We start from the raw sequence: 26,533 nt of genomic DNA, 5'->3' as shown, positions 1-26,533 counted from the left end.
GACGCTAAAACAGCCGCGCCAGCCTGGCGACCGCGCTGACAATCTCCGCTGGCTCCAGGGCAGAAAAGCCCAGCAGCCAGCCTTCCTGCCGCGCTGTTCCCTGATAAAGAGGCGACAGCCGCGGCAGAATTAACCCCGCCTGTAAAGCCCGCTGCGTTAGCCTTTCTTCGCCGCCATCCGGCAGCCGCGCCGTTAGCTGGAGGCCGTGCTGCTGACTCAGCGGTTCCAGCCTGTCGCCAAGCCGGGCCGAAAGTTCCGTCAGCAGTAGCTCGCGGCGGCTGCCGTATAATTTACGCATTAGCCGTAAATGAGCCTGAAAATGTCCGCGATCGATAAAATCCGCTGTTACTGCCTGCATCAGCTGCGCGCTGTGCCCGTCCATCACGCTGCGCAAACGGCACAGCGGCTCCACCAGCGCGGGCGGCACCACCAGATATGCCAGCCGGAGAGAAGGAAACAACGTTTTAGAAAAGGTGCCAAGGTAGAGCACGCGTCCGGCCTTATCTAAACCTTGTAGCGCGGGTGCGGGCTGCACGCCGTAATAAAATTCGCTGTCGTAATCATCTTCAATCAGCCAGCTATCGTGCGTGCGGGCAAACTCCAGCCATGCCAGACGGCGAGCCAGGCTCATCGGCACGCCGGTAGGATACTGGTGGGAAGGCGTAAGATAGACCAGCTTTGCTGCGGGCCGGTCAGGCACTATTGCGCCGCAGTCGTCCAGTTCCAGCGCCGCGGGTATGGCGCCCGCACTGACAAAAGCATGGTGAGCGCCGCTGTAGCCTGGCTCCTCCAGCCATACGCTGTCGCCCGGATCGCACAGCAGCATTGCCAGCATCTGCAATGCCTGTTGAGAACTGGTAAGGATGACCACCTGCCCGGCATCGCAGCGTACGCCGCGCGACTGCCCCAAATAGCGTGCCACCGCTTCGCGTAATTCTGCCAGCCCCTGCGGCGCGCCATAACCCATGACTTTTTCTGGCGCGTGGCGTAAACGCTGCGCAACCAGCCGTCGCCAGATATCCTGGGGGAAAGCACGCAGGTCCGGCGAACCTGCGGCGAAGGCCTGGGGAAACAGCGGATCGTTACAGCCGCCGGTAGCGACAATCTGGTTTGCGCGCGAAGAGAGCTGTGGCGTGGCTTGCGGCAACGCTTTTTTTACCGGTTGCGCTATCGCCAGCCCGGCAGCGACAAAAGTGCCTTTACCGCTCTGGCGCAGCAGGCAGCCTTCGCTTTCCAGCTGCGCGTAGGCTGCTTCTACGGTCACTCTGGAAAGCGCTAAATCGGCAGCGAGCAGCCGCGAAGAGGGCAGACGCTCGCCCTGGCGTAGCGAGCCTTCAGTAATGAGCTGGCGTAGCGTAGCGCAAAGCTTCTCCCGCCGCGTCCGCGCCTGCTGCGAGGCGAAAATCTGGATCAGCGGCACGCTGGTTAACGGCATAGTGGTCTTATTATCCGGCTGAAATGGGTATTATTTTTAAGGCCGTTTCACCCTATCATCAGGCCGATAATAAACAAAGGAGTTCTCGCTATGACCATTTCCGCCGTTTTACAGTTTCCGCCGCCTAACCCCATGCAAAGCGAGGCCTGGCTGAGCGCAAAGCTTGCCTGCTACAGTGATGCCTGGGATCTGGCGCAGGATCTCGCCAATGGCGTTGGCGAAATTATGGTGATCGACACTCGCTCAGCGGAGCAATATCGTGAAGCGCATATTCCCGGCGCGATAAGTTTTCCCCATCGCACCATGAACGCAAAGACGCTGGCGGCGCTGGATAAAAGTAAAGTTTATATTACCTACTGCGACGGTATAGGCTGCAACGGTTCCACCAAAGGCGCGTGGAAGCTGGCTTCGGCGGGGCTGCGGGTCAAAGAACTGATTGGCGGGCTGGATTTCTGGCTGCGCGACCGCCATCCGATCGCGCAGGGAGAAGAAGCGGGCGGCTGGCCGCAGCAGAGCTTACAGGAATGTGGCTGCTGAACTCAGAGAAAAACCCACAGCAGGAAAATAAACAGCAGCAGCGCGGCAAAAGCCGTCACGGCCGGACGGGTGGTTAGCGGCCTGAGCGCCAGCGGAACATAGCCGGAGACAATCGGCTGCGGATGGATTTCGCTATCGGCCAATGGCAGCTCTTTTAACCGCTCCGCCCGACGGGCGAACAGCAAATTCATTAAATCCTGCGCCTGCGCGGCGGTCAGGATCGCCTGCGGCGGCAGCTGGAAACGCTGCTGGCTTGCCTCTTCCAGCATGCGCTGCTCCACGTGATCGGAAGGCACCTTCAGCGAGGAAAGCAGCGAATGCAGCGTCGGCGCTGGCTGCTGGCTTAGCGTCTGGCTGACTTGCAAATACTGGGTCAGCAGCGGGAACAGGCGCGAAGGGATAGGATCGCCGCTGTGCAGGTTCACCACCTTCAGCACCGAACTCCACAGTTTAACCGGCTGCTCGCCGGTAGCCGCAGCCAGGCGCGCCACCTGCTGATTCAGCGCGTGATGCTCCGCTGGCAGCAACGAGCGGTCGGTTACGCGATTCTGCTGCGGCTGCGGGATCGCCATCTGGCCGTTTTGCAGCATCGTCAGTACCTGGCGCAGCTGATCCGGATTCAGCGAGCTAAGCACGGTATGGCCAAACTGCTGGCGAATAAAATCGCTGACCGCCTGGCGATTGTTGCCCTGGGGCAACAGATCGCTGAGCTGCTGAAACAGCTGGCGCGTCGCGTGCGTATTCTGTACCTGCGCCAGCCGCGTATTCAGGAACTGCTCTGCCGCCGGAAAATGACGCGCCAGTAGCCCGGCATCGTTCTTTACGCCGACTTCATGGCGCAGACCCGCCCAGAGTTCGGGAGACTTCAGCGTACTGAGCGACATGATTCTGACAATCAGCCTTTCCAGCGTGGTGCGCTGAGCGGGCGTCAGCGGCTGATCGCCCGCGCCGGTACGGCCGGTATCAGCGGCGCTCGCTCGTTCGCCGGGTAATGGCGCGCCGGGGCCATTAAGAGGTTGCATGGCAAAATCCTTAACTCAACACTGTCCGGAAAGCGCCGGAAAAAAGGGGATTGGCTATGATAACAATCCCGTTACCTGATAGGTAGTAGCGCCGCGCCGCGCGGCGGATTATTTTTCAGGAATCCGTGGCGGTACGCGCAGTTTTGCGGAACCGCAGCGGTGTACGCAGCCGCTGCGCCAGGATTACGCCGCATAAAGTGACGCCGCCGCCGATAAAGTGGTAGCTGTGCAGCTGCTCATGCAGAAAAAGCACGGCGATAATAGCGGTGAAAACCGGCGTCAAATTCATAAAGATCGACGCGGTGCTGGCGCCCATACGCATTACGCCCTGGATCCACAAAAAAGGCGCAATAATCGAGGCCGGAATAGCGGCGAACAGCACCAGCGGCAGATTCTGCCCGTTTAGCGCCACATCTGGCGCCAGCAAAAAGCCCGGGAGCAGGAACAGCACGCCAAACACAATCTGCACGTAAAGGCTCTGCCAGTTTGGCAGCGGGATAGCCCAGCGGCGGGTCAGTACGCCGTACAGCGCATAAGAAGTAGCGGCGGCAAACATCATCAGCTCGCCCATCCCCATGCCCTGCGTCAGCAGCCGTTCAGGACTTCCCTGGCTAATCAGCCACACCAGCCCGCCAAACGAAAGTACGCTGCCGATAAGAATGCCCAGCGTTGGCGCTGCTTTAAGTAGCGGAATGCTAATCAGCACCGTCAACAGCGGAATCAGCGAAACCAGAATCCCCATCGAAAGCGCGCTGACGCTATGCGCTGCGTAATAGGCCAGGCTCTGGTACAGCACCATGCCAAGCAGGCCCAGCGTCATCAGCTTCCACCACAGCTGCCTGACCAGGACGCGATTGAGCCAGACCACCGGCAGCACAAAAGGCGTCAGCGCCACCAGCGCTATCAGCCAGCGGTAAAAAGAAATAGCGGCGGGCTCGATTACACCAGCGGAGACTTTGCTGACGATAGCGTTGAACGACCAGATCAGCACCGCCATCAAGGGATAGAGAAAATTCATTGTTATGCCTGAAACAGTAATAGAACCCGCAGAGTGTACCCGCCTGCTGCTGCAAATAAACAGCCTTTCTTGCCGCGAATGCTTTTTCGCGCCGTACGATGCGTAAAAGTTGCTAAATCATTCCCAATTGTCGTTTGTGTATTTTTTGTTGCATACAGATACTCAATGCGGAAGCTACAGGAAATTACCTCTGTATATCATGAAGATAAGAAAAAACTATGGCAGAACGCCCCGAAGGCTTTTACTCCTTTTTCTGCAAAGTACAGAATTAATTCAGGAAATGACAGTTTGGTGACGACAAACTGAAAAAGGGAATTTGCACAGGAGAAAAGCGCTAACGTCCCCACCTCTTATGCAGGAAAAACTATGAGCCACTCACCTGAACTGCACGCTTCGCTCGGCGACGGATTATCCAGCCGCCAGGTTACGATGATCTCTATCGCCGGCATTATCGGCGCCGGTCTGTTTATCGGTTCCGCCAGCGCTATTGCGACTGCCGGCCCGGCGATACTAATCTCTTATGCCCTGACGGGCTTTCTGGTTCTGCTGGTTATGAGGATGCTGGGCGAAATGGCGGTAATGCAGCCCGATTCCGGTTCGTTTTCCACCTACGCCTCGCGGGCGCTTGGCCCCTGGGCTGGCTTCACCATCGGCTGGCTCTACTGGTGGTTCTGGGTATTGATTATCCCGGTAGAGGCGATAGCGGGTGCCAATATCCTTCACGCCGCGCTACCCGCCGTGCCCGCCTGGGCCTATACGCTCTCCATCATGACTCTGCTAACCATCACTAATCTCTTCAACGTAAAAAACTTCGGCGAATTTGAATTCTGGTTTTCCATTATTAAAGTGGTCGCCATTATCGCTTTTATCGTCGTCGGTATGGTGGCGGTGGCAGGCTACTGGCCGCTGGCACGCATTAGCGGCATCTCGCGCCTGTGGGATCATGGTGGCTTTATGCCGCACGGCAGCGGCGCCGTTCTCTCGGGTGTACTGATCACTATCTTCTCTTTCTTTGGCGCAGAAATTGTCACTATCGCCGCCGCCGAGTCGAAAAATCCAGGCCAGCAGATCCGCCGCTCAACTAACCTGGTGGTTTACCGTATTGCCTTATTCTATCTGCTGTCGATCTTTCTGGTGGTCTCGCTGGTGGGCTGGAACGATCCACAACTGAAAGAACAGGGAAGCTTTCAATACGCGCTGAACGTGCTGAACTTGCCAGGCGCTGACATTCTGGTTAGTACTGTAGTGTTTATAGCGGTGTGTAGCTGTATGAACTCTGGTCTCTACACTGCCTCGCGCATGTTTTACTCGCTGGCGCAGCGCGGTGATGCGCCGAAAGCAGGCATTCGCGTTTCCGCAGGCGGCGTGCCGCGCGTGGCCGTGCTCTGCTCGACGCTGGCTGGTTTTGCAGGCTGCCTCGCGAATTATGCTTTTCCCGGCAAGGTATTCGATTTTCTGCTCTCCACTACCGGTGCTATCGCGCTGCTGGTCTACCTGACGATTGCCGTTTCCCAACTGATTATGCGCCGCAGGCTGGAGCAGAGTGGCCAGACGCCAGCGTTTAAGATGTGGTTGTTTCCGTGGCTGACGCTGTTTACCATCGGCATCATTCTGCTGGTGTTGGGCTATATGTTTATCTCGCCTGACTACCGTTATGAGACGCTGATGACCGGTGCTGTGGCTGTGATTATGCTGATGTTAAGCTTTTACGTTACGCGTAAACGCACGGCGCAGCAGGCCAGCCGCAGCAAGATGCAGCCGCAGCGCGGAACTATGCCAACCACGCGCTAAGGTTTACCAACGAATAACGCAAAAAGCCATTCTCACGAATGGCTTTTTTAGACTGCTGACAAAGCTAAAAAAGCGTGAGTAAACATTTGTTTTTTACAGTAACTCTGCTGCTTTGTCACTGATTCAAACGCGACCTGGGGTTTGTCATCAACCTCAAGCCATTCTCACGAATGGCTTTTTTAGCTCTGGGCTAGGCGAAAATACGCAGCGCCTGGCCGGTGTGATAAAGCGTAAAGCCGTTTTCAAAAGCGCTGGAGCGCAGGGAAGAGTAAGAGACGGGCTTATATTGCTGCATGGGTAAAGGCAGCAGCGACTGCTCGCCGGTGGCAAGGTAGTGCGCAAAGCCTTTGCCTGTCGCCGTTCCTGTCGTAACGCCGCGCCCGTTGTAACCCGTTACTGCCAGCATGCCGGGCTGCGGCTCAAAAATGCGGAAGGTATGGTTTGGCGTAAAGCCGATAGTGCCGGTCCAGAAACATTCCCACTGTACCTTACGTAAAAAAGGGAAATAGAACCTTAGCTGACTATTCACCCAGCCGCGGATCCATGCTGCAGGTTTGCCCTGCGCCGATCCCATGCTGCCAAATAGCAGCCGGTTTTGTGCATCCCGGCGGATGCTGCTCAGCACCGTTTTAGTATCCCAGGAGCCCTGGCGGTGCGGGAAAATAGTCTGCGCCTCGGCGCTTTCCAGCGGCGAAGAAGCTACCTGAAAATACCAGGCCTTAAAGAAGTTTTGTTTCACCGTAGACCAGTCTTCTTCGGTATAGGCGTTGGTTGCCAGCACCACGCGCGACGCTTTTACTGAGCCTTCCTCGGTCGTTATCGTCCACTGTGTGCCGCTGCGGCTGACGCCTTTTACCGCGCTCTGCTCATAAATAGCCGCGCCGTTCTGTTTCGCAGCACGTGCCAGGCCGCGTGTATAGGCTGTTGGGTTGAGCGTACCAGCGCGTTTATCCAGTAGGGCCGCCGGAACATTTTCGCTGCCGACCAACTGCTGTGCTTGCTGACGGTTAAGCAGCTCTACGGGCGCGCCACGGCTGGCTAACTGTTCATAGCGGCGCTGCAAATCTTTGATACCGTTTTCGTTGTGTGCCAGATGCAGCGTACCGCTACGCGTGGCGTCGCAGGCAATGCCATATTTATCTATCAGCGAAAATACCAGCGCGGGCGCTTCACCCATCATGCGCGTGACTCGCTCGCCGTTGTCGTTGCCCAATATCTTCAGAATATCGTTGGGTGGGATCCAGGCACCGGCGTTAACCAGGCCGACATTGCGGCCCGAACCGCCACTGGCGATATAGCCAGACTCCAGCACCGTGGCCGAAATATTATTTTCAGCCAGATGCAGAGCGGTAGACAAACCGGTAATGCCTCCGCCGATAATGACCACGTCGCTCTCAACTGACGACTGTAGGCGGGGAAAGGAAAGAGGGGGTTCAGACGAGGTATTTTCCCACAAACATTTCTGCTCCATACGGACTCCGGACAATTAACCGCGTTGATTGAAAAATTTTAATTTTGCCGCCGGGGAAAGATAAACAGGCCGCCGGAAAGTCCGGCGGCAGCAATAAAACTAATTGAATTTAATCCCCTGAGCCAGCGGTAATTCACGGGAATAGTTGACGGTATTCGTTTGGCGGCGCATATAGCTTTTCCAGACGTCCGAACCCGATTCCCGGCCGCCACCGGTCTCTTTTTCACCGCCAAAGGCTCCGCCGATTTCCGCGCCGCTTGGGCCAATATTGACGTTCGCGATACCGCAATCACTGCCGGTCGCAGAAATAAAGGTTTCAGCTTCACGAATATCCGTGGTGAAAATAGAAGAGGAAAGCCCCTGCGGCACATCATTATTTAAGGCGATGGCTTCATCCAGCGTATCGTAGGCCAGTACGTAGAGTATTGGCGCGAAGGTCTCTTTACGGACAAAATCCGTCTGGCTTTCCAGCTCGACGATCGCAGGCGACAGGTAATAGCCCTGGGCATATTTATTTTCCAGCACTCGCTCACCGCCAAATACTTTTGCGCCCTGGCTTTTTGCCTGCGCCAGCACGGACTGCATAGCCTGGCAGGCCTCTTTATCAATCAGCGGCCCGACCAGCGATCCATTTAGCGGATTGCCGATGCTGATATTGCTGTAGGCCTGTTTCAGGCGTTGTACCAAATCCTCTTTAACCGAACGATGCACGATCAGACGACGCAGTGAAGTACAACGCTGGCCAGCGGTACCTACGGCAGAGAAAAGAATCGCGCGTAAAGCCATATCTACATCGGCGGCAGGCGTAACAATCATTGCGTTGTTGCCACCAAGCTCCAGGATAGAGCGGCCAAAACGCGAGGCGACCTTCGGCCCGATTTCAAGTCCCATCCGGGTACTGCCAGTGGCACTAATCAGCGGAACGCGAGCATCGCCGGTAAGCACTTCTCCGGCTTCACGTTCGCCCAGGATGACCTGGCTTAATCCTTCCGGTGCTTCGTCGCCGAACTGCTGAATGGCTTTATCCAGCAGCGCCTGGGTTGCCAGCGCACACAGCGGCGTTTTTTCTGAGGGTTTCCACAGCAGGCTGTTGCCGCAGACCAGCGCCAGCGCCGCGTTCCATGCCCAGGGCGCTACCGGGAAATTAAAGGCAGTAATAATGCCAACCACGCCCAGCGGATGCCAGGTTTCGCGCATATGGTGTCCTGGACGCTCAGAGGCGATAGTCAGACCATACAGCTGGCGAGACTGGCCGACCGCCAGATCGCAAATATCGATCATCTCCTGCACTTCGCCCAACCCTTCCTGCAGAATTTTACCGCACTCCCAGGTGATTAATGCGCCCAGCTCTTCTTTATGCTGGCGTAGCTGCTCGCCAAATAGCCGCACCAGCTCACCACGACGCGGTGCCGGAATTTTCCGCCATGCTTCGAAAGCACAATGAGCAAGCTCAATACGGCGCGTAACCTCTTCCGGCGTCTGTAAATTAATCCGGCCAATAACGCTGCCATCAATTGGCGAGGCCACCGGATAATCGCCTGCAAGATAATCTTTTTCCGCTACGCCCATTTGCTGCATCAGCTCTTTAATCATGCCATCACCTGTTATCTTATTGACAAAAATATCGTGTAATTCAGTATTGACGGCAGCCGTTAGCGGAAACAAACGACATTTTTTATTCAATTCATTCCGGGAAGTTGTGAAGTCATATGAATCGTCGATACATGCCCTCATTGATATCCATGCAGTGTTTTGAAGCCGCCGCCAGGCATTTAAGTTTTACCAAAGCGGCAGAGGAACTAAATATTACCCAGAGCGCAGTCAGTAAACAGGTAGGCCAGCTCGAATTAATACTGTCTGCCGTGCTTTTTCAGCGCGTGCGCAAGCGTCTACAGCTTACGCCGGAAGGCTCGGTTTATCTTACGGAAGCGCGTAAGGTACTGACCCAGGTAGAAATGTCGACTCGCTACATGCTTTCTTACGGCAGCCGCAACGAGGTGTTGAATGTGAATACGCTGCCCACCTTTGGCGTGCGCTGGCTGATGCCGCGCCTCAACGGTTTTCGCTTTAAACATGCCAACATTTACCTGAATATTTCGAGCCGTATCGATCTTTTCGATTTCGATAAAGAAAATATCGACATAGCTTTTTATTATGGCCGGGGCAACTGGCCCAAAGCCCGCTGTAGCAAACTGCTGGATGAAATCGTCGTGCCGGTCTGTTCGCCAGACATCCTTCCCGCTTCGCCTCTTGCCTCGCCGCTGGAGCTGACCCGGCTGATCCTGCTGCAAAGCACCACGCGGCCGGAAGCCTGGCATGACTGGTACGAGCAGCAGGGTTTGCACACCGAGCACAGCTATCACGGCCCGCGCTTTGAAACTTTTATGCTTTCCATTCAGGCGGCCCGCATCGGCTGCGGCGTGGCGCTGGTGCCGCGCATGTTTGTGGAAGAAGAGCTGGCGGAAGGCAAGCTGGTCATCCCCTGGAACTATGCAATGAAAGAAACCCACAACGCCTACTACATTGCCGTGCCTGAACACGCGCAGGAAGCGCCGAAAGTTGCCGCTTTTATGGCATGGATGAAGGAAAAAAGCCTGGCCTGTTAAACCGATACCGGAAAAAAAGGAATGGATAACGCCTTTTTTTTCGTTTGAGGCCGCGCAATGGCTTTGTTTAACTCTCCCTTATCTTTTCCGCAAAAGGAATAAATAATGGAGTTTTCCTTAATCAGCCGTTCAATAAACATAGTTCATCCTGTTTGTATTGAGCGCGGCAAAAATGCCGAAGTCTGGGATGTCTCCGGTCGGCGCTTTCTTGATTTTATTGGCGGCATTGGCGTCTTAAATTTAGGACACTGTCATCCACTGGTGGTTGAGCGTTCGACGCAGCAATTGCAAAAATTAATACACTCGGCTTTTAACGCCGTGCCGCACCAAAAATATCTCGAATTAACCCGTGCGCTGAATAACTTTATTCCGCTGGGCTATGAAAAAACTTTTATGCTCACCAATAGCGGTACAGAGGCGACGGAAAACGCGCTGAAAATTGCCCGCGCCAGCACGGGCCGCCAGGCCGTCATCGCTTTTGACGACGCTTTTCATGGCCGCACGCTGGCGGCGCTGGCGCTGAACGGCAAGGTCAAACCCTATAAAAACCAAATTGGTCTGCTGCCCGGCACGGTCTTTCACGCGCCTTTTCCCGGCAAAGATTCCGGTGTTACTGCTGAAGAAGCCAAAGCGGCCGTTCTGCGATTGTTCGAAGTAGAAGTGGCGGTTACTGACGTCGCCGCCATCATTATTGAACCGATACAAGGTGAGGGCGGTTTCCGTAGCCTTGATGCTGCGTTCGCCGTCTGGCTGCGCAGGCTGTGCGATGAAAACGGCATTGTGCTAATTATGGATGAAATCCAGTCAGGCTTTGGCCGCACCGGTAAAAAGTTCGCTTTCGAAGCGCTGGGCATCGAGCCGGATCTGCTGCTGATGGGGAAAAGCATGGCTAACGGCCTGCCGCTGGCGGCAATAGCGGGCAAAAAAGCGATCGTAGACGCGCTGCCACGCGGTGGGCTTGGTGGCACCTATTCGGGTAACGCAGTAGCCTGCGCCGCCAGCCTTGCTGTTATCGAAACCATGACTACGACCAGCCTGGCGGAGTGGGGTGAGGCGATGGAAAGCGCTATTGTTAAAGCGCATCAGCGCTGGCATGGCGATCTGCCGATGATCGGCGAACTCACCGGAACGGGCGCGATGCGAGGCATCGTATTTAAAGATACAGCTAACGCCACCGGCGCAGAGCATCTTGATACGTTGCTTGCCGCAGCCCGCGAGGCTGGCATATTGCTGATGCCCAGCGGCCGTTATCGCAATATCTTACGCCTTCTGCCGCCGCTCACCACGCCGCCCGCTATCCTCGAAGAAGGTTTTTTGCTGATAGAACAAGCGCTGTTTAACCTGCGCGCTTAACTTCATATTTCTTGTGAGGCCAGACTATGACCCAGCTTGTTTCGCCCGACCTAATCCGCGACCGGTTTTCCAAAGCAATGTCGCAGATGTACCAGCAGGAAGTGCCTCAGTACCGCACGCTGCTTGATATTGTTAAAGAGGTTAACGACCGCTATCTTCAGGCGCATCCTGATACTTTTGCGGATGCTGACAATAGCCGGGAACTAAACCGGCTGGTGGTAGAACGGCACGGTGCCATTCGCCTTGGCAAAGCGGAGGAACTGGCGACTATGCGCAGGCTTTTTGCGGTGATGGGCATGTATCCGGTCAGCTATTATGATCTTTCTGCTGCGGGCGTGCCGGTACACGCCACGGCTTTCCGTCCAATTGATGAGCGGTCGCTGCAATATAATCCTTTCCGTGTGTTCACCTCGCTGCTGCGTCTGGATCTGATTGTGGATACTGCTCTGAAGCTGAAAGTGCAGCAAATCCTGGACAAGCGAAATATTTTTACTCCACGCGCGCTGGAGCTGACTGAAATAAGCGAGCACCAGCAGGGATTAACCGCCGCACAGGCAGAAGAATTCGTCACGGAGGCGTTAAAAACCTTTCAGTGGCACAGTGAAGCGCAGGTAGATATGGCAACCTACCAGTCACTGCTGGACCAGCATCGGCTGATCGCCGACGTAGTCTCTTTCAAAGGACCGCATATTAACCATCTTACGCCACGCACGCTGGATATCGACGCCGTGCAAAAAATGATGCCGGAAAGAGGGATTGCGCCAAAAGAGAGCATAGAAGGGCCGCCACCGCGTCGGGTTCCTGTTTTGCTGCGCCAGACCAGTTTTAAAGCGCTGAGCGAAAAAATTATTTTTACCGACAGCGCCGAAGGCAGGCATACCGCGCGCTTTGGCGAAATCGAACAGCGCGGGCTGGCGCTGACGCCTGCAGGACGCGAACTTTACGACAGGCTTCTGCAACAGCCTGCTACACATAAGGCTGCCGACAGTTTCGCTGCTTTCCCGGATAATGAGGAAGAGCTGCGACGGCAGAAACTGGGCTATTTCCGTTATCGCCTGAAGCCGGGCAAAGTGTTGCCGGACAAGGTTTCGCGCGAAGAGCTGCAAAGTTTAATAAGTGAGGGCATTATTGAGACCAGCCCCATTATCTACGAAGACTTTCTGCCGGTCAGTGCGGCTGGGATCTTCCAGTCGAATTTGGGTAGCGACAGAGGATCGGTCAGCAAAGGCAATCCCAATAAAGCGGCGTTCGAAGAGGCGTTGGGCCGTCAGGTAATAGACGAGTTTTCGCTTTATCAGCAGTTGGAGGAGGCCTCGCTGGCGGGCATATTTACCCGGCAAAGTGAGCGCTTTTTTTGACTCATGCCGCTGCCCGGGCCTAAAGTTAGCCGAACAGGCAAAGGCTTAAGGAGTATCACAATGAAAACCAGGCTGGTTATGCTGCTGCTAACTTTATTGCTCGGCGTGGGCACCGCTTATTCCGCTACGCAACAGGAAGTCGATCAACGACTGGATTTCCTGTTCGGCTCCCATCAGCAATACCATGATTTTCTGACCGATCTACAAAAAGCCGTGGCGGCAAAAGATAAGGCTAAAGTCGCCGCAATGGCTTCTTATCCGCTGAAGGTCGGCCTGAAAGGCAAAGAGAAAACTTTCCGCAATCCGGCAGCGCTGAAAAAAGGCTATGACAGCGTGTTTACGCCTGAGCTGAGCAAAATCATTCTCGAACAGAAATATGAAGATCTGTTTGCGCGCGATCGGGGCGTAATGGTGGGCGACAGCGGCCAGCTCTGGTTTAGCGGTGTGTGCGCGGATAAGGCCTGTAAAAAAAGCCGCGTGCTGATCATTCGTATTAACCAGTAAAGCAACGAGGTCTTAACCCTTTAACGCCGGTCGATCTCTACGGCTGGCGGCTTGCCTGCGCCCTCTAAATTACCTGCCTTGCCGCACCGCAAGCTTATCCCTTACGCCGCTTTATGGCAGAATAGCGCCCCTCACCGTTACCGAGCAGGAAACCGATTGTGAAAATTCTCGTTGATGAAAATATGCCTTACGCCCGCGAACTCTTCAGCCGCACCGGTGAAGTGGTCGCCGTGCCTGGCCGTCCCGTGCCGCAGGCCGAGCTGAACGATGCCGATGGCCTGATGGTGCGTTCCGTCACTAAGGTTAACGCTGAGCTACTGAGCGGCAAGCCGGTTAAATTCGTCGGCACGGCTACGGCAGGCACCGATCATATTGATGAGGCTTTTCTTCAGCAGCAGGGCATCGCTTTTTCGGCCGCGCCCGGCTGCAACGCTATCGCCGTAGTGGAATATGTTTTTTCCTCGCTGCTGTTACTCGCCGAGCGCGATGGTTTTGAGCTGAAAGATCGTACCGTCGGCATCGTTGGCGTCGGCAACGTTGGCGGTCGTTTGCAGACTCGCCTGGAGGCCCTGGGCATTCGCACGTTACTGTGCGATCCGCCGCGCGCCGATCGTGGCGACGAGGGCGATTTCCTGCCGCTTTCCCAACTGGTTGCTGAAGCCGATATCCTGACTTTCCATACGCCGCTGTTTAAACAGGGCGAGTACAAAACGCTGCATCTTGCCGACGAGGCGCTGCTGATGGCGCTGCGTCCCAACGCCATTTTGATTAACGCCTGCCGCGGCCCGGTGGTGGACAACCAGGCGCTGCTGAAGGTGCTGGAAAAGCGCCGCGATCTCAGCGTGGTGCTGGATGTCTGGGAACCGGAGCCGGAGCTTTCTTTGCCGCTGCTGGAAAAAGTGGATATCGCCACTGCCCATATCGCGGGCTACACGCTGGAAGGCAAGGCGCGCGGCACCACTCAGGTTTTTGAAGCCTGGACGGCTTTTCTGGGTACTCCGCAGCAGATCGCGCTGGAAACGCTGCTGCCCGCGCCGGAATTTGGGCAGATTACCCTACGCGGCGAGCTGGATCAGCCAACGCTGAAAAGACTGGTGCATCTGGTGTATGATGTGCGCCGCGATGACGCTCCGCTGCGTAAAGTTGCGGCCATACCGGGCGAGTTCGATCGCCTGCGTAAAAATTATCTGGAGCGTCGCGAATGGTCGTCGCTACGCGTGCAGTGCGATACCGCTAGCACCGCAGAGCTGCTGTCGAAGCTGGGATTCGGCGCTTTTTGGCAGTCGGATAGCTAAAAATTCAGGCGGCAGGCTGCGAAAAATTCTGAATCGTCGGGCGGTGGCGTCACCGCCCTCTGTTTTTTATGTACATTATCTGGAGTAAACCAACATGTCTGACGGCTGGAATATTGCGCTACTGGGCGCGACAGGCGCAGTAGGGGGAGCAGTACTGGAACTACTGGCCGAGCGCCAGTTCCCGGTTGGTGAGCTGCATTTGCTGGCGAGCGAGCGCAGCGCGGGTGAGAGCCTGCGTTTTGAAGGCAGAACGCTGCTGGTCGGCAACGCCAGCGATTTTGACTGGTCGCAGGTGCAGCTGGCCTTCTTCGCTGCCGGACGCGAGGCTTCCGCGCGCTATGCCGAAGAAGCCGCCAGCGCTGGCTGTCTGGTGATAGATACCAGCGATCTTTTCGCGCTGGAGCCGGATGTGCCGCTGGTAGTGCCGGATGTCAATCCACAGGTGCTGGCGGACTACCGTAACCGCAATATTGTCAGCGTAGCCGACAGCGTCACCAGCCAGCTGCTGTGCGCGATCAAACCGCTGGTAGATCAGGCCGGGCTGGGCCGTTTGCAGGTCACCAGCCTGATCGCAGCTTCGGCGCACGGCAAAGCCGCCGTAGACTCGCTGGCGGGTGAAAGCGCGCGGTTGCTGAACGGTATCCCGGCGGAAGAGAACTTCTTTGGCCGCCAGCTGGCATTCAACATGCTGCCGCTGCTGCCGGATGCAGAAGGCAGCGTGGTGCAGGAGCGCCGCCTGGTCGATCAGGTGCGCAAGGTGTTACAGGATGAGGGCTTGCCGATCGCGGTATCCACCATTCAGGCGCCGGTTTTCTATGGTAATGCGCAGATCGTCCACGTAGAGAATCTGCGGCCTATGTCAGCGGAAGAAGCGCGTGAGGCGCTGCTGCAGGCGGAAGATATCGCGCTCTCCGATGAAAACGATTATCCAACGCAGGTTGGCGATGCTTCCGGCAACGCACAGCTCAGCCTGGGCTGTCTGCGCAACGACTACGGTGTTCCTGAACTGCTGCAATTCTGGTCGGTGGCGGACAACGTACGCTTTGGTGGCGCACTGATGGCGGTTAAAACCGCCGAGAAGCTGGTGCAGGAGTATTTCTGGTAATGACGGCAGAGACTTATAAGCTGGCGTTAGGCATTGAATACGACGGCAGCCGCTATTACGGCTGGCAGCGACAGCAGGAAGTCAGAAGCGTGCAGGAGAAGCTGGAAAAGGCGCTCTCACAGGTAGCTAATCATCCGGTAGTGGTATTCTGCGCCGGGCGAACCGATGCCGGGGTGCATGGAACCGGCCAGGTGGTGCACTTTGAAACCACTTCGCTGCGTAAAGATGCCGCCTGGACGCTGGGCGTTAACGCTAACCTACCGGACGATATCGCAGTGCGCTGGGTAAAGCCGGTGGCGGAGGATTTCCACGCCCGCTTTAGTGCCACCGCGCGGCGCTATCGCTACGTTATCTATAACCGCCGTCTGCGTCCGGCTATTCTACACGGCGGTGTTACGCACTATTACCATCCTCTGGATGCGGAGAAAATGCAGCGCGCGGGGCAGGCGCTGCTGGGCGAAAACGACTTTACCTCTTTTCGCGCCGTGCAGTGTCAGTCGCGTACGCCCTGGCGTAATGTGATGCACCTTAATGTCAGCCGTCACGGGGCTTATGTGGTGGTGGATATCAAAGCCAATGCTTTTGTGCACCATATGGTGCGCAACATTGTTGGTAGCCTGATGGAAGTAGGCTGTGGAAATCAGCAGGAGAGCTGGATAGCCGAGCTGCTGGCGGCGAAAGACCGCACGCTGGCGGCGGCGACGGCTAAAGCCGAAGGGCTTTATCTGGTCGCGGTCGATTACCCTGAACGTTACGATTTACCACGTCCGCCGATGGGACCGCTGTTCCTCGAGGATTAACGCATTAAGGAACCCGCTATGGAAGTGATTCACACCCTCATCGACTTTATTTTGCACATCGATGTGCATTTGCAGGCGATGGTGGCGCAGTACGGCGTCTGGATTTACGCCATTCTGTTTTTGATTCTGTTTTGCGAAACGGGGCTGGTGGTCACACCTTTTCTGCCCGGCGATTCTCTGCTGTTTGTGGCGGGCGCGCTGGCGGCAATCCCGGATAGCGCGCTGAATGTGCATCTGATGGCTCTGCTGCTGTGTGCGGCGGCTATCATCGGCGATGCGGTGAATTACACCATAGGGCGGCTGTTTGGCAACAAGCTGTTCAGCAACCCTAACTCGAAGATTTTTCGCCGCAGCTATCTGGATAAAACCCATCAGTTCTATGAGCGTCACGGCGGCAAGACCATTATCCTGGCCCGCTTTGTGCCCATCGTCCGAACCTTTGCGCCTTTCGTAGCCGGGATGGGCAAAATGTCCTATCGCCATTTCGGGCTGTTTAACGTAGTGGGCGGCGTGCTCTGGGTAGTGCTGTTCTCTTATGCCGGTTACTTCTTTGGCAATCTGCCAGCGATCCAGAAAAACCTGCACTATCTGATCATCGCTATTATCCTGGTGTCCGTGCTGCCGGGCGTAGTGGAAGTGTTGCGCCATCGCCGTGCGGCGCGCCAGCAGAAAACGCAGTAGCCTTTTTAGCGCCCGCACGCTGACAGCAGCGGCGGGCACTTTTTTCTATCCTCTTTCCCCCTTTTTCTTGCTTCTTCTACTTTTTTTCCCTGTTTTCCTCAACGCTTTCATCCATTCCCTGAATTTTGCCGTTATGGTCGCAGAACGCCTCGCGAATGAGAAATAAACAGCCTGGAGTCCCGGTATGCCGCGGCATTGAAGAGAAAATCGCTCCCTTGACGAATAGGTAGCGCACCAAACTGTTTTATGGTGTAATACCGCCTAATTCTCAGGCGATAATCTGTGTTAAGTATCTGATTTAGCACAACAAACAACATAACAGGTCATCAATGAGCTGGATTGAAAGAATTCTCAACAAGAGCACAATTACCCCATCGCGCAAAGCCAGCATTCCGGAAGGGGTCTGGACCAAATGCGACAGCTGCGGCCAGGTTCTCTACCGCGCCGAGCTGGAACGTAATCTGGAAGTTTGCCCGAAATGCGATCACCACATGCGTATGCACGGACGTGAACGCCTGCACAGCCTGCTGGACGAAGGTTCGATGACCGAACTGGGCAGCGAGCTGGAGCCGAAAGATGTGCTCAAGTTCCGGGATTCCAAAAAATACAAGGATCGTCTGGCTGCGGCGCAGAAAGACACCGACGAAAAAGACGCGCTGATCGTGATGAAAGGCACGCTGCACGGTATGCCGGTTGTGGCGGCCGCTTTTGAGTTCTCCTTTATGGGCGGCTCTATGGGTTCTGTGGTTGGCGCGCGCTTTGTTCGCGCCGTTGAGCAGGCTTTAGAAGACAACTGCCCGCTGATCTGCTTCTCCGCCTCCGGTGGCGCACGTATGCAGGAAGCGCTGATGTCGCTAATGCAGATGGCCAAAACCAGCGCCGCGCTGGCAAAAATGCAGGAACGCGGCCTGCCTTATATCTCGGTGCTGACCGACCCGACTATGGGCGGCGTTTCCGCCAGCTTCGCGATGCTGGGCGATCTGAACATCGCCGAGCCGAAAGCGCTGATCGGCTTTGCCGGCCCGCGCGTTATCGAACAGACCGTGCGTGAAAAACTGCCGCCGGGCTTCCAGCGCAGCGAGTTCCTGATCGAGAAGGGCGCTATCGATATGATCGTGCGTCGTCCGGTAATGCGCTTCAAGCTGGCCAGCGTGCTGGCGAAGATGATGAATCTGCCGCAGCCGCAGGAAGAACGTCTGCAGGAAGTGGAAGAGGCGCCGCAAAGCCCGGAAGCCTGACCGATAACCGAAAGGGCGCACGTCGCCCTTTCGCCAATGAATCGTAACCAGTGAACGGGATACATGGATAATCTTCCTCAAGCCACGTCGCCTTTGGTCACGTGGCTTCATTATCTTGAGAATCTGCATTCTCAGGCTATCGAACTTGGCCTGGCGCGCGTTCAGCGCGTTGCTGCCCAACTCGACCTTCTTAAACCTGCGCCCTTTATCTTTACCGTCGCCGGCACTAACGGCAAGGGAACCACCTGCCGCACGCTGGAAACGCTACTGATAGCCGCAGGCTATCGCGTCGGCGTCTACAGCTCGCCGCATCTGGTGCGCTATACCGAACGCGTGCGCATTCAGGGCGAAGAGCTGGCGGAAGCCGATCACACCGCATCCTTTGCCGATATAGAAAAAGGGCGCGGCGAAACATCCCTGACCTATTTTGAATACGGCACGCTTTCCGCGCTGTGGTTGTTTAAGCGCGCGCAGCTGGATGTGGTCATTCTTGAAGTTGGGCTGGGCGGCCGTCTGGACGCCACCAATATCGTCGATGCTGATGTCGCCGTAATCACCAGTATCGCCCTCGATCATACTGACTGGCTTGGCCCGGATCGTGAGAGCATTGGCCGGGAAAAAGCGGGCGTGTTTCGCGGTGGCAAACCCGCAGTGGTTGGTGAACCCGACATGCCGCACACTATCGGCGATGTAGCCGACGAGCTGGGCGCGAACTTGCTGAAGCGTGGCCGGGATTGGTCATACAGCGTCGGCGAAAGCAGTTGGAGCTTTACCGATGCGCACGGCACGTTAAGCGGCCTGCCTTTGCCGCAGGTGCCGTTGCCGAATGCCGCTACCGCGCTTGCCGCGCTACGAGCCTCGTCGTTAAAAGTTGACGACGCCACGCTCTACGAGCTGGATAAAGCTATTTTGCCTGGCCGTTTTCAGACCGTTGGGACGTCGCCACGCATTATTCTGGATGTGGCGCACAACCCGCATGCGGCAGGCTATCTGGCCGGGCGCCTGGGTGAGCTGCCAAAAACCGGTCGTGTGCACGCCGTAGTGGGCATGCTGCACGACAAGGATATCGCCGGTACGCTGGCTTGTCTGGCGCCGCAGGTAGACTGTTGGTACTGCGCGCCGCTGGAAGGGCCGAGAGGCGCAACGGCAGAGCAACTGCTGGCGCATTTGCCGGGCGCGCAGACTTTCGCCAGCGTGGCGGCCGCTTTTCATCAGGCGAAGCAGCAGGCCAGAGTGGAGGATATCGTACTGGTGTGCGGCTCTTTCCACACCGTCGCGCAGGTAATGGAAACGCTGGAAACGGAGAGTGGCAGTGGCAAGTAAGTTTCAGAATCGTTTAGTGGGAACGGTTATTATAGTGGCGCTGGGCGTGATCGTGCTGCCGGGCCTGCTGGATGGCAAGAAAAAGCATTATAAAGAAGAGTTCGCCGCGATCCCGCTGGTGCCCAAGCCTGGCGACCAGCAGGAAACGGAAATGGTGCCGCCGGTTACGCAGTCGCTGCCGGCTCAGCCGCCGGAAGGCGCGGGCACGGCGATAAAAGGCCAGACCAGCGAAAACACTTCGCAGGCGGAAAGCGGTTCTACCGCGCCGCAGGCCAACAACCAGCCGACCGTGGTGTCGCCACCGCCGGTGCGTCACGTTGAGACAAAACCGGTAGAAAAGCCGGTAGAGAAGCCAAAACCGCAGCCGAAGCCCGTAGAGAAGCCGAAACCGGAACCCAAACCGGAGCCGAAGCCTGAGCTAAAACCGGCCCAGCAGGAGAGCGCGCCGAGCGGCCAGGCCTGGGTCGTGCAGCTGGGCGCGTTGAAAAACGCCGCTAAGGTTAATGAGATCGTCGCCTCGCTGCGTCTTTCTGGCTATCGCGCCTTTACCGTACCTTCGACGCCGGTGCAGGGCGAGATCACCCGCGTGTACGTTGGGCCGGATGCCTCAAAGGCTAAAATGCAGGGCGCTATCGGCGAGCTGAAAGGCATTTCCGGGCTAAGCGGCGTAGTTAAACCTTACAGTGCTCGTTAGGTTCTCACTATCGTTGTAGAAGACAGTGCCTTTCAGGCGCTAAACCAGGCCGCCGCTTCACGCCGGGCGGCGGCCTGTAAAAAGAGCTAAAACAAACAGTTGCCGTGGCATAGCGGCCAGCCTGTTTTCTTGTTTTCCCCGCAGGCGCAAGGCTGGTTTTTTTCACGCCCGGTTTTCATCAGGACGGCAAAGGAAAAGCTACGCAAACGTTTTCTTTTTCTGTTAGAATTCGCCCCGAACTCAGGTTGCGTCCCTGTGTCGCCCAGTGCCGCCGCGGCATCGCGCACAGAAACGCCGCCTGATCAGAGGCACAGTCGCTGGAAGAGTTCATGGTCTGGATAGATTACGTCATTATTGCGGTTATTGGTTTTTCGGCTCTTGTCAGCCTGATCCGCGGGTTCGTTCGGGAAGCACTATCGCTCGTCACCTGGGGTTGCGCATTTTTTGTCGCCAGTCATTACTACTCCTTCCTTGCTGTCTGGTTCACAGGTTTTGAAGACGAACTGGTTCGAAATGGAATCGCCATTGCGGCGTTGTTTGTCGCCACGCTAATCGTTGGGGCGATAGTCAACTATGTGATTGGCTCGCTGGTTGAAAAAACCGGCCTGTCGGGAACCGACAGGGTGCTGGGAGTCTGTTTCGGGGCATTACGCGGCGTACTGATTGTGTCGGCCATGCTGTTTTTCCTTGATACCTTCACCGGCTTTTCCAAAAGCCAGGACTGGCAACAGTCCCAGCTGATTCCCCAGTTTAGCTATATTATCAGGTGGTTTTTCGACTACCTGAAAAGCACGTCGAGTTTTTTACCCCGGTAATCGAACCGGGGTTGCGGCTTATGAGGAAATGACCACATGTGCGGTATTGTCGGGATCGCCGGTTTTATGCCGGTCAACCAGTCGATTTATGATGCGTTAACGGTGCTGCAGCACCGTGGCCAGGATGCCGCAGGCATCGTTACCATTGATGCCCTAAACTGCTTTCGCCTGCGTAAAGCGAACGGTCTGGTGAGCGATGTTTTTGAAGCCCGCCATATGCAGCGTCTGCAGGGCAATATGGGCATCGGCCACGTCCGCTACCCGACCGCCGGAAGCTCCAGCGCTTCCGAAGCGCAGCCTTTCTACGTTAACTCGCCTTACGGCATCACCCTGGCGCACAATGGCAACCTGACCAACGCTCACGAGCTGCGTAAGCAGCTATTCGAAAGCGGCCGCCGCCACGTTAACACCACTTCCGATTCGGAAATCCTGCTCAATATCTTCGCGCAGGAGCTGGATCGTTTTCAGCACTACCCGCTGGAAGCAGAAAACATTTTTGCTGCAGTGGCGGCGGTGCACCAGCACGTGCGCGGCGCTTACGCCTGCGTGGCGATGATTATCGGTCACGGCCTGGTGGCTTTCCGCGATCCTAACGGCATTCGTCCGCTGGTGATCGGCAAGCGCGCGATGAAAGATGGCCGTAATGAATATATGGTCGCTTCTGAAAGCGTGGCGCTGGATACGCTGGGCTTTGAATTCCTGCGCGACGTAGCGCCGGGCGAAGCGGTTTATGTCACTGAGAAAGGGCAGCTGTTTACCCGTCAGTGCGCAGAGAATCCTAAATTCAATCCGTGCCTGTTTGAGTATGTCTATTTTGCTCGCCCGGATTCCTTCCTGGATAAGATCTCCGTCTATAGCGCGCGCGTGCGGATGGGCACCAAGCTGGGCGAAAAAATCGCCCGCGAATGGGAAGATCTGGATATCGACGTGGTTATTCCAATTCCGGAAACCTCCTGCGATATCGCGCTGGAGATGGCCCGTATCCTGAATAAGCCGTACCGTCAGGGGTTTGTGAAAAACCGCTACGTAGGCCGCACCTTTATCATGCCGGGCCAGCATCAGCGTCGCAGCGCGGTACGCCGCAAGCTCAACGCCAACCGTGCAGAGTTCCGTGGCAAAAATGTGCTGCTGGTAGATGACTCCATTGTGCGCGGCACCACTTCGGAGCAGATTATCGAAATGGCGCGCGAAGCGGGCGCGAAAAAAGTCTATCTGGCTTCGGCCGCGCCGGAAATTCGCTTCCCTAACGTGTACGGCATCGATATGCCAAGCGCCACCGAGCTGATCGCCCATGGTCGCGAAGTAGACGAGATCTGCAAGCTGATCAAAGCCGATGCGCTGATTTTCCAGGATCTGGACGATCTTATCGAAGCGGTACGCGAAGAGAATCCGGATATCGCGCAGTTTGAGTGTTCCGTATTTAACGGCGTCTATGTGACCAAAGATGTCGACCAGCGCTATCTGGAACATATCCAGTCGCTGCGTAACGACGACGCCAAAGCGGTAGCGCGCCAGAACGAAGTAGAAAACCTGGAAATGCACAACGAGGGCTAATTTCCCTGCGGGTTTCCTGGTATCATGGGTCGGAAGCAATTCCGGCCCATTTTTTTTGCGGTGCCGACACAGCATGGCTAAGGACTATTATGAAAAGACTTATCATCGGCATCTCGGGCGCCAGCGGCGTTATTTACGGCGTGCGCACGCTGCAAATCCTGCAACAGGTCGGCAATGTAGAAACGCATTTGGTAATGAGCCAGGCGGCGCGGCAGACTCTGGCGCTGGAGAGCGACTACTCGGTGCGCGACGTGCAGGCAATGGCGGATGTTGTGCACGACGCGCGGGATATCGCCGCCAGCATCTCTTCCGGCTCCTTTAAAACCGATGGTATGGCGATCCTGCCCTGTTCAATGAAAACCCTCTCCGGCATCGTGCACAGCTACAGTGATGGTTTACTGACGCGCGCGGCGGATGTAATCCTGAAAGAGCGCCGTCGTCTGGTACTTTGCGTACGCGAAACGCCGCTGCATCTTGGGCACTTACGTATGATGACTACGGCAGCGGAGCTGGGCGCAATTATCATGCCGCCTGTGCCAGCTTTTTACCATCGTCCCGAAAAGGTGATGGATATCGTCGATCAGACGGTTAACCGCGTGCTCGATCAGTTTGATATCGAACTGGATAAGGATTTATTTACGCGCTGGCAAGGTGCGTAGACGCCCGTCTCCTGCTTTATTTTGGTGCAAATTTTCCGCTAAAAGCGCTTTGCGTGCAGAAATTGCACCAAAGCGGCGCATTGGCAGCGCTTCTGATTGCCGCCATAGCGCGTTTTGTTAACCTGCCGCTGGCTTTAACCGGGCTTTTTCCTCTGAGTAAATATGGCATGAAAGCTGCAAGTGTTTACGCTGGCCCATCCATAATAAAAGTGACTCTGAGGATAATCTATGAAAAAGCAGGTTATGGCTCTTTCTCTGCTACTGGCTATTTCTGCCAGCAGCGCCTTTGCCGCCGTGCCAAAAACGCTGCGTATCGGCACCGATCCAACCTACGCGCCGTTTGAATCCAAAAACGCTCAGGGCGAGCTGGTGGGCTTTGATATCGATCTGGCAAAAGAGATCTGCAAGCGCATGGCAACCAGTTGCACCTTTGTGGAAAGCGATTTTGACGCGCTTATCCCGTCGCTGAAGGCGAAGAAGATCGATGCGATCATCTCCTCGCTTTCTATTACCGAAAAGCGCCAGCAGGAGATCGCTTTTTCTGAAAAGCTCTATGCGGCGAATTCACGCCTGATCGCGCCGAAAGGATCGAAAATCGAGCCGACTATCGCCTCGCTGAAAGGTAAAACCATTGGTCTGCTACAGGGCACCACCCAGGAAACCTATGCCAACCAAAACTGGCGCGCTCAGGGCGTTACCGTTACGCCTTATGCCAATCAGGATCTGGTCTACCAGGATCTGACCGCAGGCCGTATTGATGCCGCTTTCCAGGATGAAGTGGCCGCCAGCGAAGGCTTCCTTAAGCAGCCCGTCGGCAAAGATTACGCCTTTGCCGGCCCGGCAGTGAAAGATGACAAAATCTTCGGCGTGGGCACGGGTATCGGCCTGCCTAAAGAGAACACCGAGCTGAAAGCCGCTATCGATAAAGCTTTCGCTGAGATGCGTAAAGACGGCACCTACGACAAGCTGGCGAAAAAGTACTTCAACTTTGACGTGTACGGCGGTTAAGAAAACCTGTCAGGGGGCGGCGCTGGCGGCCCCCGATTCGCTCCGCGTGACGGAGCCCTGACTAAGACGGGAAACGGCTAATGCTGTACGGCTACTCTGCAATTATTTTCAAAGGCGCGATGGTAACGCTGGAACTGGCGCTCAGCTCGGTGCTGCTGTCGGTGGTTCTGGGGCTGATCGGCGCGAGCGCAAAACTCTCCAGGCGTCGTCCGCTGGCGATGCTTTTCGAAGGCTACACTACGCTGATCCGTGGCGTCCCCGATCTGGTGCTGATGCTGCTAATCTTCTACGGTCTGCAAATCGCGCTGAACCAGCTTACCGATTTGCTTGGCGTCAGCCAGTTCGATATCGATCCCATGGCGGCAGGCATTATCACGCTGGGGTTTATCTATGGCGCCTATTTTACCGAAACCTTTCGCGGCGCTTTTATGGCGGTACCGAAAGGCCAAATCGAGGCGGCTACCGCTTACGGTTTTACCAGCGCGCAAATTTTTCGCCGTATCCTGTTTCCGGCCATGATGCGCTATGCGCTGCCGGGCATCGGCAATAACTGGCAGGTGATCCTGAAAGCCACCGCGCTGGTCTCGCTGCTGGGCCTGGAAGATGTGGTAAAAGCTACGCAGCTGGCGGGCAAAAGCACCTGGCAGCCGTTTTATTTCGCCATTGTGGCCGGCGTGATTTACCTGATATTCACTACGCTCTCCAACGGCGTACTGTGGTGGCTTAACCGCCGCTATTCTGTGGGCGTGAAGAGGGCAGAGCTATGACCGATATCTTGCAGGAATACTGGAAAGCTCTGCTGTGGACGGACGGCTATCGCTTTTCCGGCGTGGCGATCACGCTGTGGCTGCTGGTGGTCTCCGTAGCGCTGGGCGGCTGTCTGGCGGTACTGATGGCGATTGCCCGCGTCTCCAGCCTTAAAGCCGTGCGCTTTCCGGTCTGGCTGTTTACTTATATTTTTCGCGGTACGCCGCTATATGTGCAGCTGCTGGTGTTCTATTCCGGCATGTACACGCTGGAGGTGGTCAAGGGCAGCGAACTGCTCAACGCCTTTTTCCGCAGCGGCCTGAACTGTACGCTGCTGGCGTTAACGCTGAATACCTGCGCCTACACTACCGAAATTTTTGCTGGCGCTATCCGCGCGGTGCCGCATGGCGAAATCGAGGCGGCGCGCGCCTATGGTTTTTCGACCTTTAAGCTGTGGCGCTGCATTATTCTGCCCTCGGCGCTGCGTATTGCGTTACCCGCCTACAGCAATGAAGTAATCCTGATGCTGCACTCCACGGCGCTGGCCTTTACCGCGACCGTACCCGATTTGCTGAAGGTGGCACGCGATATCAATTCCGCTACCTATCAGCCGTTTACCGCTTTCGGCATTGCGGCGGTGCTCTATCTGCTGATCTCTTATTTGCTGATTAGCCTGTTTCGCAAGGCGGAGCGGCGCTGGCTGGCGCATGTTAAGCCTTCATCGACCCATTGAGTAGAGTTATGGCCACTAAATTAAACGTTACCGAGCTGCACAAAAGCTATGGCGATCATGAAGTGCTGAAAGGCGTTTCGCTGCAGGCAAAAGCCGGCGACGTCATCTCCATTATCGGCTCTTCAGGGTCGGGGAAGAGCACATTTCTGCGCTGCATTAACTTTCTGGAAAAGCCCGGCGAAGGCTCAATTGCCGTTAACGGCCAGCCGATCAACCTGGTGCGCGATAGCGACGGCCAGCTAAAAGTTGCTGATAAAAAGCAGCTGCGTGAACTGCGTACCAGCCTCACCATGGTGTTTCAGCATTTTAACCTCTGGAGCCATATGACGGTGCTGCAAAACGTAATGGAAGCGCCGATTCAGGTATTGGGTTTAAGCAAGGCCGAAGCGCAGACGCGAGCAATACGTTATCTGGATAAAGTCGGTATCGACGAGCGGGCAAGAGCGAAATATCCGGTGAACCTTTCCGGCGGACAGCAGCAGCGCGTTTCAATCGCCCGCGCGCTGGCGATGGAGCCGGAAGTCTTGCTGTTTGATGAGCCGACTTCCGCGCTGGACCCAGAGCTGGTCGGCGAAGTGCTGCGCATTATGCAAAAGCTGGCGGAAGAGGGCAAAACCATGGTGGTGGTGACGCACGAAATGGAGTTCGCCCGTCACGTTTCCAGCCATGTGATTTTTCTGCATCAGGGCAGGATCGAAGAAGAAGGGCCGCCGGAGGCGCTGTTTAATAATCCGCAAAGCCCGCGCCTGCAACAGTTTTTGTCGGGCGCGCTGAAGTAGAGCCTGT

The 26,533-nt window shown here is 56.1% G+C and carries 25 protein-coding genes; 20 read left to right on the top strand and 5 right to left on the bottom strand.

Translation table 11 applies throughout. The annotated features are described in order from the left end of the window. Positions 1-4: 4 nt before the first annotated feature. A complete protein-coding gene (locus tag ACETPC_RS05885) occupies positions 5-1,435 on the bottom strand; it encodes a PLP-dependent aminotransferase family protein (protein WP_380179514.1) in 1,431 nt (476 codons plus the stop codon). Between the two features lie 90 nt (positions 1,436-1,525). Between ACETPC_RS05885 and ACETPC_RS05880 the strand changes: the two genes are divergently transcribed. Beyond that, positions 1,526-1,972, top strand: coding sequence for a rhodanese-like domain-containing protein (locus ACETPC_RS05880; protein WP_380179512.1), 447 nt, complete (start codon positions 1,526-1,528; stop codon positions 1,970-1,972). 2 nt (positions 1,973-1,974) lie between these two features. Here ACETPC_RS05880 and flk read toward each other — a convergent pair whose 3' ends face one another. Continuing rightward, entirely contained in the window at positions 1,975-2,994 is a 1,020-nt protein-coding gene (flk, locus tag ACETPC_RS05875) for a flagella biosynthesis regulator Flk (protein WP_380179510.1), read from the bottom strand. A gap of 115 nt (positions 2,995-3,109) precedes the next feature. Continuing rightward, positions 3,110-4,012, bottom strand: a complete 903-nt coding sequence (locus ACETPC_RS05870; RefSeq protein WP_380179508.1) for a DMT family transporter — start codon at positions 4,010-4,012, stop codon at positions 3,110-3,112. A gap of 366 nt (positions 4,013-4,378) precedes the next feature. Between ACETPC_RS05870 and ACETPC_RS05865 the strand changes: the two genes are divergently transcribed. Beyond that, positions 4,379-5,803, top strand: coding sequence for an amino acid permease (locus ACETPC_RS05865; RefSeq protein WP_380179506.1), 1,425 nt, complete (start codon positions 4,379-4,381; stop codon positions 5,801-5,803). A gap of 190 nt (positions 5,804-5,993) precedes the next feature. Here the strand turns inward: ACETPC_RS05865 and ACETPC_RS05860 are convergent, their stop codons facing one another. Both ACETPC_RS05860 and ACETPC_RS05855 read right to left on the bottom strand, forming a co-directional pair. Next, positions 5,994-7,274, bottom strand: a complete 1,281-nt coding sequence (locus ACETPC_RS05860; RefSeq protein ID WP_380179504.1) for an NAD(P)/FAD-dependent oxidoreductase — start codon at positions 7,272-7,274, stop codon at positions 5,994-5,996. Between the two features lie 99 nt (positions 7,275-7,373). Further along, positions 7,374-8,867, bottom strand: a complete 1,494-nt coding sequence (locus ACETPC_RS05855; RefSeq protein ID WP_380179503.1) for an aldehyde dehydrogenase family protein — start codon at positions 8,865-8,867, stop codon at positions 7,374-7,376. Positions 8,868-8,983: 116 nt separating this feature from the next. Between ACETPC_RS05855 and gcvA the strand changes: the two genes are divergently transcribed. The 18 genes from gcvA (at position 8,984) to hisP (ending at position 26,526) form a co-directional block, all read left to right on the top strand. After that, positions 8,984-9,880 carry a transcriptional regulator GcvA gene (gene gcvA / locus ACETPC_RS05850; protein WP_380179501.1) on the top strand — a complete coding sequence of 299 codons (897 nt, stop codon included), beginning with the start codon at positions 8,984-8,986 and terminating at the stop codon, positions 9,878-9,880. Between the two features lie 105 nt (positions 9,881-9,985). Continuing rightward, the gene (locus ACETPC_RS05845; protein WP_380179500.1) at positions 9,986-11,233 is read left to right on the top strand and encodes an aspartate aminotransferase family protein; all 1,248 of its coding nucleotides are present in this window, start codon (positions 9,986-9,988) and stop codon (positions 11,231-11,233) included. Between the two features lie 26 nt (positions 11,234-11,259). Further along, the gene (locus ACETPC_RS05840) at positions 11,260-12,591 is read left to right on the top strand and encodes a VOC family protein (protein ID WP_380179498.1); all 1,332 of its coding nucleotides are present in this window, start codon (positions 11,260-11,262) and stop codon (positions 12,589-12,591) included. A gap of 60 nt (positions 12,592-12,651) precedes the next feature. Continuing rightward, a complete protein-coding gene (locus ACETPC_RS05835) occupies positions 12,652-13,095 on the top strand; it encodes a hypothetical protein (RefSeq protein WP_380179496.1) in 444 nt (147 codons plus the stop codon). A 158-nt stretch (positions 13,096-13,253) separates the two neighbouring features. Further along, on the top strand, positions 13,254-14,390 hold the full coding sequence (gene pdxB, locus ACETPC_RS05830; protein ID WP_380179494.1) for a 4-phosphoerythronate dehydrogenase PdxB: 1,137 nt from the start codon (positions 13,254-13,256) through the stop codon (positions 14,388-14,390). A gap of 94 nt (positions 14,391-14,484) precedes the next feature. Beyond that, complete coding sequence (locus ACETPC_RS05825) at positions 14,485-15,495, top strand: aspartate-semialdehyde dehydrogenase (RefSeq protein ID WP_380179492.1); 1,011 nt, start codon at positions 14,485-14,487, stop codon at positions 15,493-15,495. Further along, complete coding sequence (truA, locus tag ACETPC_RS05820; RefSeq protein ID WP_380179490.1) at positions 15,495-16,295, top strand: tRNA pseudouridine(38-40) synthase TruA; 801 nt, start codon at positions 15,495-15,497, stop codon at positions 16,293-16,295. Before ACETPC_RS05825 ends, truA begins: the two co-directional genes overlap by 1 nt. An 18-nt stretch (positions 16,296-16,313) precedes the next feature. Beyond that, positions 16,314-16,976: a DedA family protein gene (locus ACETPC_RS05815; RefSeq protein WP_380179488.1), complete on the top strand. Its 663-nt coding sequence runs from the start codon at positions 16,314-16,316 to the stop codon at positions 16,974-16,976. A 329-nt stretch (positions 16,977-17,305) separates the two neighbouring features. Then, a complete protein-coding gene (gene accD, locus ACETPC_RS05810) occupies positions 17,306-18,214 on the top strand; it encodes an acetyl-CoA carboxylase, carboxyltransferase subunit beta (protein WP_380179486.1) in 909 nt (302 codons plus the stop codon). A 63-nt stretch (positions 18,215-18,277) separates the two neighbouring features. After that, a complete protein-coding gene (gene folC, locus ACETPC_RS05805) occupies positions 18,278-19,537 on the top strand; it encodes a bifunctional tetrahydrofolate synthase/dihydrofolate synthase (protein WP_380179484.1) in 1,260 nt (419 codons plus the stop codon). Continuing rightward, complete coding sequence (gene dedD / locus ACETPC_RS05800; protein WP_380179482.1) at positions 19,527-20,231, top strand: cell division protein DedD; 705 nt, start codon at positions 19,527-19,529, stop codon at positions 20,229-20,231. Before folC ends, dedD begins: the two co-directional genes overlap by 11 nt. 329 nt (positions 20,232-20,560) lie before the next feature. After that, a complete protein-coding gene (gene cvpA / locus ACETPC_RS05795; protein ID WP_380179480.1) occupies positions 20,561-21,046 on the top strand; it encodes a colicin V production protein in 486 nt (161 codons plus the stop codon). A 36-nt stretch (positions 21,047-21,082) separates the two neighbouring features. Then, positions 21,083-22,600, top strand: coding sequence for an amidophosphoribosyltransferase (gene purF / locus ACETPC_RS05790; RefSeq protein ID WP_380179478.1), 1,518 nt, complete (start codon positions 21,083-21,085; stop codon positions 22,598-22,600). 89 nt (positions 22,601-22,689) lie between these two features. Beyond that, positions 22,690-23,259 (top strand): UbiX family flavin prenyltransferase, encoded by a 570-nt coding sequence (locus ACETPC_RS05785; protein WP_380179476.1) that lies wholly within the window; start codon positions 22,690-22,692, stop codon positions 23,257-23,259. 228 nt (positions 23,260-23,487) lie between these two features. After that, the gene (argT, locus tag ACETPC_RS05780; RefSeq protein WP_380179474.1) at positions 23,488-24,267 is read left to right on the top strand and encodes a lysine/arginine/ornithine ABC transporter substrate-binding protein ArgT; all 780 of its coding nucleotides are present in this window, start codon (positions 23,488-23,490) and stop codon (positions 24,265-24,267) included. An 80-nt stretch (positions 24,268-24,347) separates the two neighbouring features. Next, a complete protein-coding gene (gene hisQ / locus ACETPC_RS05775) occupies positions 24,348-25,034 on the top strand; it encodes a histidine ABC transporter permease HisQ (RefSeq protein WP_380179472.1) in 687 nt (228 codons plus the stop codon). Further along, positions 25,031-25,747, top strand: coding sequence for an ABC transporter permease (locus ACETPC_RS05770; RefSeq protein ID WP_380179470.1), 717 nt, complete (start codon positions 25,031-25,033; stop codon positions 25,745-25,747). The genes hisQ and ACETPC_RS05770 overlap by 4 nt, the downstream gene beginning before the upstream one ends. Positions 25,748-25,755: 8 nt before the next feature. Then, positions 25,756-26,526, top strand: a complete 771-nt coding sequence (gene hisP / locus ACETPC_RS05765) for a histidine ABC transporter ATP-binding protein HisP (RefSeq protein WP_380179468.1) — start codon at positions 25,756-25,758, stop codon at positions 26,524-26,526. The last annotated feature ends 7 nt before the right edge of the window (positions 26,527-26,533 follow it).

This window comes from Pantoea sp. sgz302252 (assembly GCF_042610525.1).
In the GTDB taxonomy this organism is placed as follows: Bacteria; Pseudomonadota; Gammaproteobacteria; order Enterobacterales; family Enterobacteriaceae; genus Erwinia.
This window is presented reverse-complemented; position numbering and strand designations above follow the sequence as displayed.

Coding starts and splice junctions, on each gene's coding strand:
- truA (WP_380179490.1), top strand. CDS start 15,495: ATGACGGCAGAGACTTATAAGCTGGCGTTAGGCATTGAATACGACGGC.
- ACETPC_RS05870 (WP_380179508.1), bottom strand. CDS start 4,012: ATGAATTTTCTCTATCCCTTGATGGCGGTGCTGATCTGGTCGTTCAAC.
- ACETPC_RS05840 (WP_380179498.1), top strand. CDS start 11,260: ATGACCCAGCTTGTTTCGCCCGACCTAATCCGCGACCGGTTTTCCAAA.
- accD (WP_380179486.1), top strand. CDS start 17,306: ATGAGCTGGATTGAAAGAATTCTCAACAAGAGCACAATTACCCCATCG.
- hisP (WP_380179468.1), top strand. CDS start 25,756: ATGGCCACTAAATTAAACGTTACCGAGCTGCACAAAAGCTATGGCGAT.
- flk (WP_380179510.1), bottom strand. CDS start 2,994: ATGCAACCTCTTAATGGCCCCGGCGCGCCATTACCCGGCGAACGAGCG.
- ACETPC_RS05785 (WP_380179476.1), top strand. CDS start 22,690: ATGAAAAGACTTATCATCGGCATCTCGGGCGCCAGCGGCGTTATTTAC.
- ACETPC_RS05860 (WP_380179504.1), bottom strand. CDS start 7,274: ATGGAGCAGAAATGTTTGTGGGAAAATACCTCGTCTGAACCCCCTCTT.
- ACETPC_RS05855 (WP_380179503.1), bottom strand. CDS start 8,867: ATGATTAAAGAGCTGATGCAGCAAATGGGCGTAGCGGAAAAAGATTAT.
- ACETPC_RS05835 (WP_380179496.1), top strand. CDS start 12,652: ATGAAAACCAGGCTGGTTATGCTGCTGCTAACTTTATTGCTCGGCGTG.
- purF (WP_380179478.1), top strand. CDS start 21,083: ATGTGCGGTATTGTCGGGATCGCCGGTTTTATGCCGGTCAACCAGTCG.
- ACETPC_RS05845 (WP_380179500.1), top strand. CDS start 9,986: ATGGAGTTTTCCTTAATCAGCCGTTCAATAAACATAGTTCATCCTGTT.
- ACETPC_RS05825 (WP_380179492.1), top strand. CDS start 14,485: ATGTCTGACGGCTGGAATATTGCGCTACTGGGCGCGACAGGCGCAGTA.
- hisQ (WP_380179472.1), top strand. CDS start 24,348: ATGCTGTACGGCTACTCTGCAATTATTTTCAAAGGCGCGATGGTAACG.
- cvpA (WP_380179480.1), top strand. CDS start 20,561: ATGGTCTGGATAGATTACGTCATTATTGCGGTTATTGGTTTTTCGGCT.
- ACETPC_RS05770 (WP_380179470.1), top strand. CDS start 25,031: ATGACCGATATCTTGCAGGAATACTGGAAAGCTCTGCTGTGGACGGAC.
- ACETPC_RS05865 (WP_380179506.1), top strand. CDS start 4,379: ATGAGCCACTCACCTGAACTGCACGCTTCGCTCGGCGACGGATTATCC.
- gcvA (WP_380179501.1), top strand. CDS start 8,984: ATGAATCGTCGATACATGCCCTCATTGATATCCATGCAGTGTTTTGAA.
- ACETPC_RS05815 (WP_380179488.1), top strand. CDS start 16,314: ATGGAAGTGATTCACACCCTCATCGACTTTATTTTGCACATCGATGTG.
- folC (WP_380179484.1), top strand. CDS start 18,278: ATGGATAATCTTCCTCAAGCCACGTCGCCTTTGGTCACGTGGCTTCAT.
- ACETPC_RS05885 (WP_380179514.1), bottom strand. CDS start 1,435: ATGCCGTTAACCAGCGTGCCGCTGATCCAGATTTTCGCCTCGCAGCAG.
- ACETPC_RS05880 (WP_380179512.1), top strand. CDS start 1,526: ATGACCATTTCCGCCGTTTTACAGTTTCCGCCGCCTAACCCCATGCAA.
- argT (WP_380179474.1), top strand. CDS start 23,488: ATGAAAAAGCAGGTTATGGCTCTTTCTCTGCTACTGGCTATTTCTGCC.